Source organism: Bradyrhizobium sp. (genome assembly GCF_035652035.1).
GTDB lineage: Bacteria > Pseudomonadota > Alphaproteobacteria > Rhizobiales > Xanthobacteraceae > Bradyrhizobium.
Genome location: NZ_DASREO010000018.1, coordinates 104,964 through 118,098 on the forward strand (window position 1 = coordinate 104,964; position 13,135 = coordinate 118,098).

Here is a 13,135-nt window from a genome sequence, read left to right on the forward strand (position 1 = left end):
ATGACGCCGCAAGAATGTTAGGAGAAATTGATTCCGGGCTCGCGCTACCGCGCACCCCGGAATGACGACCGAACAAGCAAACTCACACCTGATGACTTAGCTTGACCTCTTGCCCCGTCCTCGCCGCCTCGAGTATCGCAAGACATATCTCCAGCGTTGCAAGGCCCCATTCGCCGGAATGCAGCGGCGCTGTCGCCAGCATGGCCGCCGCATAGAGTTCGTCGACCACTTCGGCGCGCGGGATTTTGGGTGAGGGGAGTTCGTCGAGATGCCGCGTCTTGTCGCCATAGACCATGACGCCCTGCGGAGTGGGGCGCAAATCAGCGCGCTCGCAGCTCACGACCACAAGCCCGAAATGATTGTATGACAGCTCGCCACCGGTCTGAAATGCGTCGCGCCCGCTGGGACCGTAGGCGCGGGCGTTCTTCATCGCGATCTCATCGGCAATGCTGGTCGCCTTTTGCAGGTTCGCGCGTGCACGGCCGTAAGTCACGCCGCCGTCGCGGCCTTGACCGAGCTCGCCCCACCAGCCCATGAATTCGTCGGTGTCGAAATGCGCATAGCCGCTGTAGGTCAGCGAGGCGAAACTGCCGTCGTCGAATTTGATCTGCGCCGAATACGCGCCTTCGGTGTTGCGCGCGGCGTCCCAGTTGCCGGTGAACGCGCGCACCGACGCCGCCTTGGCGCCCGCGAGCAAGCGCACGATATCGACCTGATGCGCCGCTTGGCTGAACACCACGCCGCCGCCTTGGGCCGTGTTGAGTTCCTCCGGCCGGCGCGGCCGATAGAGGAAGTCGGTGAAGTTCATCGCATTGATCATGCGGACATGACCATAAGCGCCGCTTTTGATCATCGCGCGCGCCCGCAAGTAGGGCAGATCGAAGCTGTGGCTGTGACCGACCAGCAGCCTGACATTCGCTTGCCTGGCTGAAACGATCATCTCCTTGCAGTCTTCGATCGACAAAGCCATCGGCTTTTCGACCAGGATGTGCTTGCCGTGTTTTGCCGCGGCCTTCACATGCGCGACGTGAAACTGATGCGGCGAAGCGATGTAGACCACCTTGACGTCGGGATCGGCGCATAAAGCTTCCGCATCCTCGTAGGCCTTTGCGCCGAATTCCTGCGCAAAGCGTTCGCGGGCCTCGCTGCGCGGATCGCTGGCGGCGACCAGCGCAATGCGTGGATCGGCCGCGAAGGTCGGCAGCATCAAGGTGAAGGCGCGGCCGAGACCGATGACGCCGACGTTGAGGGGGGTGGTCATTGTCGTTCCCGGATCTTCGCCATGCCCGGCCTTGTGCCGGGCATCCACGTCTTTGCCTGCGTCGGTAAGAAAGACGTGGATGGCCGGGACGAAGCCCGGCCATGACGGAAAATGGATGTTTCGAGGTCCATGGCTATAAATCCAGCACCAGTGTCGGCGATTTCGCCCGGGACACGCAAATCATGATCTCGCGCTTCTTTTCATCGTCCGAGAGCACGAGGTCGCGATGGTCGACCTCGCCGCCAACGAAGCGGCAGCGGCACGTGCCACAGGTGCCGCTTTCGCAGGAGCTCGCGAGCACATGGCCGTGGCTTCGCAGCGTATCCAGGATCGAGACATGTGCCGCGACCTCGTAAGCCTTGCCGCTTTTCGCCAAGCGCACCTCGAACGGCGTGTCGTCGGCGTGCGGCGCCGAGGCGCCGACGAAATCCTCGAAATGCACCGCCGAATCCGGCCAGTGGCCGGTCATGTCGCGCACCGCGTCCATCAACCCGCGCGGGCCGCAGCAATAAAGATGCGCGCCGCGGCTCTCCTCCAGCACCGGCCACAGGTCATAGGCCTGGTCGGGGTCGCCATTGTCGTGATGCAGCACGACCTTGCCGTCGAAAGCGTCGCCAGCAAATTCCTCGCGAAACGCCATCATCGCTGGCGTTCGCGCGAAGTAATACAGCATGAAGTTGGTTTTGCCCTGGCGCAGGCAATGCAGGATCATGGCGCGGATCGGCGTGATGCCGATGCCGCCCGCAATGAAGATCAGCCGCTTCGGTTCGCTCGATGCCATCTCGAATTCGTTGTCCGGCGGCTCGGCCGTGACCGCGTCGCCTTCCTTGACCTCTTTCGTGAAGCTCAGCGAGCCGCCGCGGCCGGACGTTTCCTGCTTCACCGCGATCACATAGCGGTCGCGCTCGGCCGGATCGTTGCAGAGCGAGTAGCGCCGCTTCTGCCCGGAGGGCGCGGTCACGGTGATGTGCGAGCCCGGCGTGAACGGCGGCAACTCGCCGCCATTGCCGGCCATGAGTTCGAACAGGAACACGCCGTCGGCGATTTCCGACTTGCGGCGAACTTTTAGGGTCAATTCCCGCATTTCGGGACCGGTCGTCATGTTATCCCCGATGGGCACAGGTGAAATACTTAGCTAACTAAGTAAATAGCGCAAGCGGCCTTTGCAAAACACCCCCTAAAACGCCAGGAGGTGGGCAGCGTTCCACGGCCGGTTCCTGGCTGCCGGTTTGCGCTGACCTTTCGGATGTGCAATCACGGCTTGCAAAGGGGACGCCATTGACCAGCGCGAAGAAAGTCACCGGCAAAAAGACCGGCAAGCCACGGAGCGTGCCCGCCCGCGAGGCCGATCTGCCGTTTGCCGAGAGCGTCGGCTATCAGATTCGCGCCACCCATCGACTGCTGCAGCGATTTCTTCAGGTCAAGATCGAGCCGCATGGCATCACGCTCGGCATGTGGTACTTCCTGCGTGCGCTCTGGCATGAGGACGGCCTGACCCAGCGCGAGCTGTCCAACCGGGTCGGCACCATGGAGCCGACCACGCTGAGCGCGATCGTGATCATGGAAAAGAAGGGCCTCGTCCGCAGGGTGCGCAATCAGGACGACCGGCGCAAATGGCATATTTATCTGACTCCGAAGGGACGGGTGCTGAGGGGCAAGCTGCTCCCGCTCGCCCGGGAGGTCGTCGATACTGCGGTGCAAAATCTTTCCCGTACCGATGTCACGCAGCTGTTGAACGGGCTCAGTGAAGTGCAGAAGAGCCTGCATGCGACGCTTGAGCGGCTTGATGAGTCGAGCGGCGAGACGGTTGGATAGACCCCAGCGCATTGCGGCGGCACGAATGCGAGGCTCGCAAGGGCCGGTGCCTCGGATCAATAGAGTTTTTCGCGGAGCAGAAAGAAAACGATAATCGCGAACGTTGTGACAGCCGCGAAAGAAGGTACTTCCAACCAGGACGGGAAGCCCGCTCTTTCCGCCCGGCGGATCCCGATTCCTGACAAGAACCCAAGGACAACAATCGCGACAGGTATCAAATAGGCATTTGCGCCTGCAAAGGGCCATTCGGCGGGTGCGGGCAGTTCCGATCCGAAAAACGCTTGCAGCGCCACGCCGATAAAAAACAGGACAAGCGCCGTAACTCCGCACCCAAACAGGCGCCCGACACGAGAGCGATAGTCTTTCGTCGAGATGACGCTGAAAAAAAGCGCACCGATGAGGGCGCACACGGCCCACAGCGCGTATTCCGAATACGCGCTGTCGGACAAATTCGGAGATGATCGCGCAAGTCCGCCAACCAGACCGCCGAAGCTCGCAGCCACATACGCGTAGATGCGGTTGATGTCGGCCGACGCTTGACGTTGCTGATCAGGTGAGTGTTGGCTGATTGAGTTCAACTGGCCCAACCTCCGCTCGGAAGGATTGTATTTTTCACGATATACGCGTACAGATCAAGACGGCCATTCGGCGATTTTTCAGCTTGCCGTTGCCTGCGAGCATCTCTTGGGGGCGCAAGTCGATGCGAAGGCTTCTGACGATTGCAGTCTTTGGCGCCCTGATTGCGTGCCTGCACCCTTTCATATCAGATCAACAGCGTGCGATCGAGCTTGTATCGATCGCTTTCTTTGCTGCTTTCGGCACCCTGGACGGTACGTTTGATCTCGCCCAGCATTGGCTGGCTCGACGCGCCGGTGCGGTGCCTGCGCCGGTTTTCGAACCCTGGCGGCAACCGAGGCTTCTCCTTATCTGGCCACTCTGCGGGTTGGGGCTCGCGTCAGGCGGCGGCATTATCAGACGAAGCATCGAGATCGGCGTCGCTGCGGCCGCGCTGGCGTGGTGGGATGTCCACCTCCGCAATTGCTACGATCCGCCTCTGACAGTTTTTTGGGCCTGGGGTCATCCGTACTTTTGGGCGGCCGGCATCGGTGTCGCGCTTGGCGCGGTTCTCGCATTTGCGCTGACGTTCCGGACCTCGGACGCCGCACCAATACAGTCGCGCATACAAGATCTCATCAGGGCGCTCGATCGTCTGGTCAGCGCCTTCTTTGCCGCTTACGGAATCGAAGCAGCCTTGAAGTTTTCGGCTGCACTGTCGGTCGATGTCGCCCCCGGCCCCTGGTCGAAATTTGGGGTTATGCTCCAGATCGCATTGTTCGCCATCGTTGCGGGTATGTTGATGGCTTCCGGCGGGGGGTTGTTCAAGCGCATTCTCACCAACCTCCTTCTCTTGAGGCCCCGAAACATTCTCTGCGAGTTTTACGACTGGCTCGCCGTGCCGACCCTGTACCTCTACGGTTCGATTGCGATTTTTGGACTGCTCCTCTATGTGATACTCGACCGTTCGCTGACTTTCGGCAATTGCCCGTCGATCAACACCCAGTACATGTTCTTGACGATGCTGACCTGTGCAGGGGTTGGCTTCTGCGCTTACGTGATGTTGGAAGACTGACGTTGTGGCTCGTCCATGCCGCGCTGCAAAATCTTTCCCACTGCCGCTTTTCACGTCGCGAAAAAGTGTTGCCGCGCGCATAGCGGGCAACCCGCAATGTGAGCCTCTAGTGGTCCGATTCTAACATTCGCATCACTTCTCAGCGGTCACTTTTGCGAATGTTAGAATCAAAGGACCACTAGCAAATATATGTTTTCTAGTGGAGTTTAGGATTTGACATTCGCTTTCCGAGTTCGCCGCCATGTGGTTAGCGAATGTCAAATCCACTCCACTAGCCCATAGGCAATATTTCGCCCCGCGATTATGCTCCGCCACCGCCTGCCTGATGGAGGAACGCATATGGCAAAACTCAACATCAATGGCACGGTGAGGGACGTCTCGGCGGAGGCTGACACACCCTTGCTGTGGGTTATCAGAGAGCATGTCGGTCTCACCGGCACCAAATATGGTTGCGGCATCGCCCAGTGCGGCGCCTGCTCGGTTCATTTCAACGGCGAAGTGCAACGCTCCTGCCAGATTCCGTTCGGCCAGATCACCGAGAACGACAAGATCGTCACCATCGAGGGACTGTCCGCTGATCGCTCCCATCCGGTGCAAAAAGCGTGGGCCTCGGTCGACGTGCCGCAATGCGGCTATTGCCAGTCCGGCCAGATCATGGCCGCCGCGGCGCTGCTGCAGAAGACTCCCAAGCCGACCGACAAGGACATCGACGATGCGATGACCAACATCTGCCGCTGCGGCACCTATCAGCGCATCCGCGAAGCCGTGCACGTGGCCGCCAACGGCGGCGGCACCACCGGAAAGGCAGGTTAGTCATGAACAAGCCCATTCTGGAAAAGCACCTCAAACTGTCGCGCCGCGATTTCATCGTCGGCTCCGCTGCGATCGCCGGCGGCGGTCTCGCGCTCGGCATGAACGTGCCGTTCGATGCCGCGCATGCCGAAGGCACGACGGATGCCGCCAGCCAGGTCAACATCTGGGTCGCGATCAAGCCTGACGACACCTGCGTCATTCGTATTGCGCGCTCCGAAATGGGGCAGGGTACCTTGACCGGCCTTGCTCAACTCGTCGCCGAAGAACTCGAATGCGACTGGAGCAAGGTGACGACCGAAGGCATCACGCCCGGCCAAAACCTCGCTTCCAAACGCGCCTGGGGTGAAATGGGCACCGGCGGCAGCCGTGGCATCCGCACCTCGCAGGACTACGTCCGCAAGGGCGGTGCGGCCGCGCGCATCATGCTCGTTCAGGCCGCGGCCGAGAAGCTGAATGTCCCGGCCTCCGAACTCACCGTGTCCAAAGGCGTCATCACGCATGCGGCGAGCAATCGCTCGGTGCATTACGGCGAAGTCGCTGGCGCAGCGGCCAAGCTGACGCCGCCGGACGCCAAGGACATCAAGCTCAAGGATCCCAAGGACTGGACCATTGCCGGCAAGCCGCTGAAGCGGCTCGACACCGCCGACAAGCTCGACGGCAGCAAGATCTTTTCGATCGACCTGAAACTGCCGGGCATGCTGTGCGCGGCGATCAAGGATTGCCCGGTGTTCGGTGGCAAGCTCAAGAGCTTCGACGAAGCCAAGGTCACGGGCATGCCCGGCGTCAAGAAGGTGGTGCGGGTGCAGGACACGGCGGTCGCCGTCGTCGCCGACACCTGGTGGCGGGCGAAGAAGGCGCTCGATGCGTTGCCGATCGTCTGGGACGAGGGCGAAAATGCCACGAAGTCCTCGGCGACCATCGCCGACATGCTGAAGGAGGGCCTCGAGGCCTCGACCACCAACGGCGACCGCCAGAACGGCGATGCCGTGAAGGCGATCGCGGACGCGCCGAAGAAGGTCGAGGCGACCTATTCGACGCCGTTCCTGGCGCATGCGACGATGGAATCGATGAACTGCACGGTCAAGCTGTCGAAGGACCGCGCCGATGCCTGGGTGCCAACCCAGAATCTCGAAGGCGCGCTCGCGGCGCTGTCGGAAACCTCGGGCATTCCGCTCGCGAATTGCGAAATTCACCGCCTCGACCTCGGCGGCGGATTTGGCCGGCGCGGCGGCACGCAGGACTTTGTGCATCAGGCGACCGAGATCGCAAAGTCCTTCCCGGACACGCCGATCAAGCTGATCTGGAGCCGTGAAGAAGATCAGGCGCACGATTTCTATCGCCCGATCTCAAGCTGCAAGATGTCGGCCGGTCTCGACAATGACGGCAACCTGGTGGCCTTGCATGTTCGCGTCGCCGGCCAGTCGATCAACGCGCGCGTCAATCCCACTGCCATCGTCAATGGCAAGGACATGCGGCAGTTGCAGGGACTCTACGAGACGCCCGGCGACGCGCAGCTTGGCTACGACGTGCCGAACCTGTTGATCGAATACGTCATGCGCAACAGCCATGTGCCGGTCGGCCCGTGGCGCGGCGTCAATACCAACCAGAACGCCGTCTACATGGAATGCTTCATCGAGGAAGTGGCGCGCGCCGCGGGCAAGGATTCGCTGGAATTCCGCCGCGCGCTGATGAAGAACCATCCCAAGCATCTCGCCGTGCTGAATGCCGCGGCCGAGAAGGGCGACTGGGGCAAGCCATTGCCCGCGGGCGTTCATCGCGGCCTCGCGCAGTTCATGGGCTATGGCAGCTACTCGGCGGCGGTGTCCGAGGTCTCGGTCAGCCCGCAAGGCAAGCTCAAGGTTCATCGCATCGTGCTGGCGGTGAATTGCGGTCACACGGTCAACCCCGGCCAGATCGAGGCGCAGGCGCAGGGCTCGGTCGCCTACGGCCTGACGGCTGCGATGTATGGCGAAATGCCGGTCGACAAGGGCCGCATGACGGCGCTCAACTTCGACACCTACGAGATCATGCGGCTTGCCGAGATGCCGAAGGTGGAGGTGGTGCTGGTGCCGACCTATGACTTCTGGGGCGGCGTCGGCGAGCCGACCATCTGCGTGGTCTCGCCGTCGGTGATGAATGCGATCTTCGCCGCGACAGGCAAGCCGGTGCGCAGCCTGCCGCTGAAGAACGTGAAGCTGGTGTGAGTGCGCAGAACTGCGCCTGTTTCACCTCTCCCATTGGGAGAGGTCGGCACCAACGGGTCGCGCGAACGCGCGCCCGATGACAGGCTCCGTGCCGGGTGAGGGGTTTCGCTCTATCGACAGACCGTACCCCCTCACCCCAGCCCTCTCCCATGGGAGAGGGAGTAGGCCTCCGCTGCGGCTCTGATGGAGCCTTCAACAAAAATCGCCCGCGGGCCCCCTGCAAGGAGCCCGCGGGCGAATTGTCTGGATCGACTATTCGTTGTCGTGATGGATGACGGTCTTGCTCCGCGTTCCGTCGTCGTGCTCTTTCTTGATCACGGTGGTCTGGCTGCCCGGTTCATCCTTCTTGATCACGGTCTTGCGTTCAGTGTCGGTGCGCGGGGTTTCGCCGACCGTCACGCCGGCCGCCGGCGGCCGCACCACGACCTCGTCGGCCAGAGCGGGTCCGGCGAGCACGCACGTCGCCGCCGCAATCATCAATATATTCCTCATGTCGTTCTCCTCTCCTCGGATGCAGGTCTAAACGCCATGAGGCAGACACCGTTCCGCGGTATTTCCCGCAAGGACATCAAACGCAAATCGCCCGCGTGATCCCGAAAGGGCCGCGGGCGATTTGTTCAAGGCAACGCTCCATATCGGCGCTTTGCCGCGACACCTGCGCCGGCTGGACCGGCCCGAACGCCGACATCGTCGGCAAGAGCCGGCCCAGCCGAACGCAGGACGCCGCCGCGAACCAGCAACGCGTGTCTCGTCCTCACTCCTCGAATGGAGATTCAAACGTCGCCGCCGAGTTGCAGTTCCGCGCACCTCTCGCAAAAATATCGCGCGAGGTCGGCGGCGTGGCGGCCCGCGGATCAGGCGCTCGCCTGAATCTTTTGCGCCTGGAATGCGTTGGTCTCGCCATAGTTGAACCATCAGCCTATGGAACAGGGAGCATGGCCGAGCGATTCACCGGCCATTCCGTCGGGTGCTGGAAGCGTTGAATGTCTGATCAGGTCGAACTTGTGCTGCGGAAAATTGGCCAATCCCTGCGCCCGATCAGCGAGGCGCCGAAGGATGGACGCTGGATTCTGGCCAAGACCGCCGGCGGCTTCGTGGTGTGCCACTGGGATAGCGATCCGGCAGGGCTCGCCGGCCCCACCTGGACCGAAGCCAACGACGCCTCACGCGGATACCTCGACGATTTCTTCGAGGGCTGGATCGATCCGGCCGAACTGAAACTGTGGGACTATGGCGCGCTCGCCGATCTCCTGATCGCGTTTGTCGACGACGCCTATGCGCGCGGCGACGAACGGGCGCTGCGGATCCTGCGCAGCCGCGCCAAGCAGGGGTGAGCGGAGCGAATTACTGCGGCGTCGCGGACGCCGCGAGCAGGCCGGCGGTGTTGTTGTCCCGAAGCTTTTCGGCCTCCATTTGTCCGGCCGGCGTGTTGTCGTCGAGGAAGCGGTCGAGAATGGACTGGATCGAATTCTTGACCTCGTCTGGTCCGCGGTCGCTCAGCTCGTTGTGCTGATAGGGCGTCTTGACCACGGTGATGCCGGCCTTCCGGCACATCGCATCGTCGGGCACGACGCCGGGATCGGCCTTGAAGACGGGGTCCCTGGAGCGGAACGACAGGATCTTGAACTTGCCGTCGGTGATGAAGGGGACGCGCAGGTTGTCGAGCGTCACCACCTTCCTGATCAAATCAGGATGACGCTTGGCGAAGTACATCGAGATGTCGCCGCCGTTGGAATGCCCAACCATGGTGAGCTGGTGATAGTCGGCGTTGGGATAGAGCGTCTTGAGTTCGTCGATCACGAACAGGATGTTGGCAATGCCCTTGTTGTAGTGTGGCCTGCGGCCGACATATTCCTCGCCGGCCTGCGTCACCATCGCGCCGTCGGCCTCGATGTCGTGCTGCACGCTGGCGACGAGATAACCGCGCATCGCAAGCACGTTCACCAGAAACGAATATTCGGTGTACTTGACCGTGTTGCCGTGATTGAGGATCGCCACCGGCAGCGTGACCATTTCGGCGACCTCCTCCATCTCGCGATCGCGCCGCACCGCGATATCGACGTCGACCGGACGATCGGTCCGCAAGGGATCGTAGAGCGTGATGGTCTTGTGCCGGATCGCCCATTTGCTGGCCGTGAAATAGCCGAGCCCCGCCAGCACGACAGCCGAAAGCAGAATTGCAATTCCGCGTTTCATCGAAAAGCTCTCTTGAAAATGCCTTCAAGGAAATTGGAGAGGCGACATTTTCCTGGCCGAACGTCACAGCGGCGTGACACGCGCGTCCCGTCACGACGATGTGACGTCAGGCCTCAGGCGCAAGATGTTGTGAATCAGGCACTTGGGTGCAGCGCGAGAGCGTTTCCCCTGCGCAGTTATGCGGGTTAAGGTAACCCGCTCTGGGGTGGCTCGTTATTCAACGGGCTGGGGGGTTCGACATCCGCATCCAAATTGGGGAGTTTGATCGATGTTAGATCGCGTCAGCAAATATGCGCCAGAAATACTCAGCATCGCCCGCATCGTGATCGGGCTTTTGTTTCTCGAGCACGGCACCTCCAAGCTGCTCGACTTTCCGCACGGGCCGGTTCAACCCACGATGGGTTCGCTGATCTGGTTTCAGGGCATTATCGAAATCGTCGGCGGCGCGCTGTTCACGGTCGGCTTCCTGACGCGGCCCGTCGCCTTCATTCTCGCCGGCGACATGGCGTTCGCCTATTTCATGGCGCATGCGCCGAAGGGCAACTTCCCGATGCTCAATGGCGGCGATGCGGCCATCCTCTATTGCTTCATCTTCCTGGTCTATTTCGTCAGCGGACCCGGCCGCTGGGCCGTGGACAATTCGTTCCAGGTGACGCGACGGGCGTAGGTCTTGTCGGCTTGGTCGGCGGATGTCGTCCCTGCGTGAGCGGGGACGACGCGCGCCCGCCCTCACACCCCGTCGACGATCACGAGGCTGCCGTGCGCGCTGTTGAGCCGCAGGCCGATGATTTTCTGGTAGTCGTCGGAGTTGTACCAGGCCTCGGCTCTTTCGCGGCTCGGAAACTCGAGGATCACCGTGCGCTTCTGCCACTCGCCTTCGAGCACCGAACACGTGCCGCCGCGCACGAGGAACTTGCCATCGAAGGCGGTGATCGTGGCGGCGACGACCTTGCCGTATTCGGCCATGACAGCCGCATCGTGGACGGTGTCCGCCGCAATCACATAGGCTTTCATGGGGAGTGCTCCGGGTCGTGAGATTAAGCTTGCCGTCATGCCCGCGCATAGCCGTTCGAAGAACGGCGTCGCTTTCGCTCGCCTATGGCGCGGGCATCCACGTCTTGCTTTCTTGATGCTTAGAACAGACGTGGATGGCCGGGACAAGCCCGGCCATGACGAGCCGTGGGTGTTGAGAAAAGGGGGGCTACCGCCCGCCGCTTTCGTGCGCGTCCCAGCGCGCCTCGTCGGCGCTCTCGAAGATATGCGGCGCCAGCCCGCGGCCTTCCAGCGCCTCGCCGAGCTTGATGCGCAGGAAGCCCGACGTGGTGTAGCGCGAGACGCCGGAGTAATAGCGGTCGGTGAGCGAGCGCACCATCGCCGAATACTCGTCCATCAGGTCGGGCGGAATCGAGAAGTTGTCGTAGTTGACGATGGCATAGACACGGCGGCCAAGCGGTGCGAGCTTCGCCTCGGCCGCATGATGGATCGCCTCGATATCGGCCTGGCTGCGCACCACGAAGCGTTCGAGATTGACGAAGAACAGCTCCTGCTGGGTGTCATAGGTGAAACGCTGCTCAAGGGGGATCGCGACCAGGTCGCGGCGCAGCTCCATCACGCCGTCGTGGAAGATGCGCGAATCCATCAGGAGAGGCTCGCGCGGAATGGCCGGCCTGAAATCCATCAGCGAAAGAATATCGCGCTCGATGTCGATGCCGGGCGCGACTTCGATCAGCTCGAGGCCATCAGGTGAAAGCGCAAACACGCAGCGCTCGGTCACGTAAAGCACCGGCTGGCCGCGCGCCACGGCGTAAGCGCCCGCGAACGTCACATGCTCGACCTGTTCGACGAACTTGCGCGAGTGCGCCTCGTCGACGATCGCAAGCTTTCCGCCCGCGCAGTCGATGCGCAGTTTGCCGGCGCCAAAGGTGCCGACGAATACCACCTTCTTGGCGTTCTGGCTGATGTTGATGAAGCCGCCGGCGCCTGCGAGTTTGGGCCCAAACTTGGAGACGTTGAGATTGCCTGCGCGATCGACCTGGGCAAGCCCGAGGAAGGCCGCGTCCAGCCCGCCGCCGTCATAGAAGTCGAACTGATACGGCTGGTCGATCACCGCCTGCGTGTTGATCGCCGCGCCAAAATCGATGCCGCTGGCGGGAATGCCGCCGATGACGCCGGGCTCGGCGGTCAGCGTGATCAGGTCGATGATCTTTTCTTCGTTTGCGACCGCCGCAATCCCCTCGGGCATACCGATGCCGAGATTGACCACGCTGTTGGCTTTCAGCTCGAACGCCGCGCGGCGCGCGATGATCTTGCGCTCGCTCATCGGAAGCGCCGGCAGCGAACCGGCGCGCACGCGAATCTCGCTTGCGAAGGCCGGATTATATTGCGTGCCAAAGGTCTGCCAGTGGTTTTCGGGCCGCGCCACCACGACGCAATCGACCAGCACGCCGGGAATCTTGACCTGCCGCGGATTGAGCGTGCCGTTTTCGGCGACGCGCTCGACCTGCGCGATCACGAGCCCGCCGGAATTATGCGCGGCCATCGCGATCGCCAGCGCCTCGAGCGTCAGCGCCTCCTTCTCCATGGTGAGGTTGCCGTCGGCGTCGCCTGTGGTGGCGCGGATGATGCCGATATTGATCGGGAAGGTCTTGTAGAGCAGGCATTCCTCGCCATTGATCGTGAGCAGCTCGACAAGATCTTCCGTGGTTCGCGCATTCAGTTTGCCGCCGCCGTTGCGCGGATCGACAAAGGTGCCGATGCCGACGCGGCTGATATGCGCCGGCCGCTTTGCTGCGATGTCGCGGAACAGGTGCGTGATCACGCCTTGCGGCAGGTTATACGCCTCGATCTGGTTCGAGATCGCAAGCTGCTGCAATTTCGGCGCGAGGCCCCAATGGCCGCCGATCACGCGCTTGACGAGACCGTCATGGGCGAAGTGATTGAGGCCGCGATGCTTGCCGTCGCCCTGGCCGGCGGCATAAACCAGCGTCAGGTTCTTCGGCTTGCCTTGCGTGTAAGGCGCGTCGGTTTCGTGCTCGAGATAGAGCGCCTCCAGCGCCAGCGCGATTTCCTCGGCAAAGCCGATGCCGACAAAGCCGCCGGTTGCGACCGTGTCGCCGTCACGAATGAGCCGCACGGCCTCGGCCGCGCTCACCACCTTGCCCTTTTCCGACAGCCGCAGGAATTGCAGGGCAGGGTGCTGGCTCATGGCGCGGCTCC

At 62.0% G+C, this 13,135-nt stretch carries 13 protein-coding genes; 6 read left to right on the plus strand and 7 right to left on the minus strand.

Annotated elements, in window-relative coordinates; genetic code table 11:
* Window positions 1–82: 82 nt before the first annotated feature.
* Window positions 83–1,261 carry a Gfo/Idh/MocA family oxidoreductase gene (locus tag VFB05_RS07180; protein ID WP_325010449.1) on the minus strand — a complete coding sequence of 393 codons (1,179 nt, stop codon included), beginning with the start codon at window positions 1,259–1,261 and terminating at the stop codon, window positions 83–85.
* A gap of 133 nt (window positions 1,262–1,394) precedes the next feature.
* Window positions 1,395–2,363: a PDR/VanB family oxidoreductase gene (locus VFB05_RS07185; RefSeq protein ID WP_325010451.1), complete on the minus strand. Its 969-nt coding sequence runs from the start codon at window positions 2,361–2,363 to the stop codon at window positions 1,395–1,397.
* Between the two features lie 176 nt (window positions 2,364–2,539).
* On the opposite strand from VFB05_RS07185, the gene VFB05_RS07190 reads away from it, so the two are divergent.
* Window positions 2,540–3,076 carry a MarR family winged helix-turn-helix transcriptional regulator gene (locus VFB05_RS07190; RefSeq protein ID WP_325010453.1) on the plus strand — a complete coding sequence of 179 codons (537 nt, stop codon included), beginning with the start codon at window positions 2,540–2,542 and terminating at the stop codon, window positions 3,074–3,076.
* Window positions 3,077–3,132: 56 nt separating this feature from the next.
* On the opposite strand, the gene VFB05_RS07195 is transcribed toward VFB05_RS07190, so the two are convergent.
* Window positions 3,133–3,654 (minus strand): hypothetical protein, encoded by a 522-nt coding sequence (locus tag VFB05_RS07195; RefSeq protein ID WP_325010455.1) that lies wholly within the window; start codon window positions 3,652–3,654, stop codon window positions 3,133–3,135.
* 122 nt (window positions 3,655–3,776) lie between these two features.
* On the opposite strand from VFB05_RS07195, the gene VFB05_RS07200 reads away from it, so the two are divergent.
* The 3 genes from VFB05_RS07200 to VFB05_RS07210 all read left to right on the plus strand — a co-directional run bounded on the left by VFB05_RS07200 (window position 3,777) and on the right by VFB05_RS07210 (window position 7,723).
* Window positions 3,777–4,706, plus strand: coding sequence for a hypothetical protein (locus VFB05_RS07200; protein ID WP_325010457.1), 930 nt, complete (start codon window positions 3,777–3,779; stop codon window positions 4,704–4,706).
* A 339-nt stretch (window positions 4,707–5,045) separates the two neighbouring features.
* The gene (locus VFB05_RS07205; protein WP_325010459.1) at window positions 5,046–5,519 is read left to right on the plus strand and encodes a (2Fe-2S)-binding protein; all 474 of its coding nucleotides are present in this window, start codon (window positions 5,046–5,048) and stop codon (window positions 5,517–5,519) included.
* Between the two features lie 17 nt (window positions 5,520–5,536).
* Window positions 5,537–7,723 (plus strand): xanthine dehydrogenase family protein molybdopterin-binding subunit, encoded by a 2,187-nt coding sequence (locus VFB05_RS07210; protein WP_325010599.1) that lies wholly within the window; start codon window positions 5,537–5,539, stop codon window positions 7,721–7,723.
* Between the two features lie 252 nt (window positions 7,724–7,975).
* Here the strand turns inward: VFB05_RS07210 and VFB05_RS07215 are convergent, their stop codons facing one another.
* Entirely contained in the window at window positions 7,976–8,215 is a 240-nt protein-coding gene (locus VFB05_RS07215) for a hypothetical protein (RefSeq protein WP_325010461.1), read from the minus strand.
* A 491-nt stretch (window positions 8,216–8,706) separates the two neighbouring features.
* On the opposite strand from VFB05_RS07215, the gene VFB05_RS07220 reads away from it, so the two are divergent.
* The gene (locus VFB05_RS07220) at window positions 8,707–9,057 is read left to right on the plus strand and encodes a hypothetical protein (RefSeq protein ID WP_325010463.1); all 351 of its coding nucleotides are present in this window, start codon (window positions 8,707–8,709) and stop codon (window positions 9,055–9,057) included.
* Window positions 9,058–9,067: 10 nt separating this feature from the next.
* On the opposite strand, the gene VFB05_RS07225 is transcribed toward VFB05_RS07220, so the two are convergent.
* Window positions 9,068–9,919, minus strand: coding sequence for an alpha/beta fold hydrolase (locus VFB05_RS07225; RefSeq protein ID WP_325010465.1), 852 nt, complete (start codon window positions 9,917–9,919; stop codon window positions 9,068–9,070).
* A gap of 268 nt (window positions 9,920–10,187) precedes the next feature.
* On the opposite strand from VFB05_RS07225, the gene VFB05_RS07230 reads away from it, so the two are divergent.
* Window positions 10,188–10,586 carry a DoxX family protein gene (locus VFB05_RS07230; RefSeq protein ID WP_325010468.1) on the plus strand — a complete coding sequence of 133 codons (399 nt, stop codon included), beginning with the start codon at window positions 10,188–10,190 and terminating at the stop codon, window positions 10,584–10,586.
* 62 nt (window positions 10,587–10,648) lie between these two features.
* On the opposite strand, the gene VFB05_RS07235 is transcribed toward VFB05_RS07230, so the two are convergent.
* Window positions 10,649–10,933, minus strand: a complete 285-nt coding sequence (locus tag VFB05_RS07235; protein ID WP_325010470.1) for a DUF1330 domain-containing protein — start codon at window positions 10,931–10,933, stop codon at window positions 10,649–10,651.
* 187 nt (window positions 10,934–11,120) lie between these two features.
* The gene (locus VFB05_RS07240; protein ID WP_325010472.1) at window positions 11,121–13,124 is read right to left on the minus strand and encodes an acyl CoA:acetate/3-ketoacid CoA transferase; all 2,004 of its coding nucleotides are present in this window, start codon (window positions 13,122–13,124) and stop codon (window positions 11,121–11,123) included.
* Window positions 13,125–13,135: the final 11 nt, after the last annotated feature.

What these genes read in the sequence shown, in the direction of transcription:
- VFB05_RS07220 (WP_325010463.1), top strand. Translation starts at nt 8,707, where the DNA reads ATGTCTGATCAGGTCGAACTTGTGCTGCGGAAAATTGGCCAATCCCTG.
- VFB05_RS07215 (WP_325010461.1), bottom strand. Translation starts at nt 8,215, where the DNA reads ATGAGGAATATATTGATGATTGCGGCGGCGACGTGCGTGCTCGCCGGA.
- VFB05_RS07205 (WP_325010459.1), top strand. Translation starts at nt 5,046, where the DNA reads ATGGCAAAACTCAACATCAATGGCACGGTGAGGGACGTCTCGGCGGAG.
- VFB05_RS07235 (WP_325010470.1), bottom strand. Translation starts at nt 10,933, where the DNA reads ATGAAAGCCTATGTGATTGCGGCGGACACCGTCCACGATGCGGCTGTC.
- VFB05_RS07180 (WP_325010449.1), bottom strand. Translation starts at nt 1,261, where the DNA reads ATGACCACCCCCCTCAACGTCGGCGTCATCGGTCTCGGCCGCGCCTTC.
- VFB05_RS07230 (WP_325010468.1), top strand. Translation starts at nt 10,188, where the DNA reads ATGTTAGATCGCGTCAGCAAATATGCGCCAGAAATACTCAGCATCGCC.
- VFB05_RS07240 (WP_325010472.1), bottom strand. Translation starts at nt 13,124, where the DNA reads ATGAGCCAGCACCCTGCCCTGCAATTCCTGCGGCTGTCGGAAAAGGGC.
- VFB05_RS07200 (WP_325010457.1), top strand. Translation starts at nt 3,777, where the DNA reads ATGCGAAGGCTTCTGACGATTGCAGTCTTTGGCGCCCTGATTGCGTGC.
- VFB05_RS07185 (WP_325010451.1), bottom strand. Translation starts at nt 2,363, where the DNA reads ATGACGACCGGTCCCGAAATGCGGGAATTGACCCTAAAAGTTCGCCGC.
- VFB05_RS07225 (WP_325010465.1), bottom strand. Translation starts at nt 9,919, where the DNA reads ATGAAACGCGGAATTGCAATTCTGCTTTCGGCTGTCGTGCTGGCGGGG.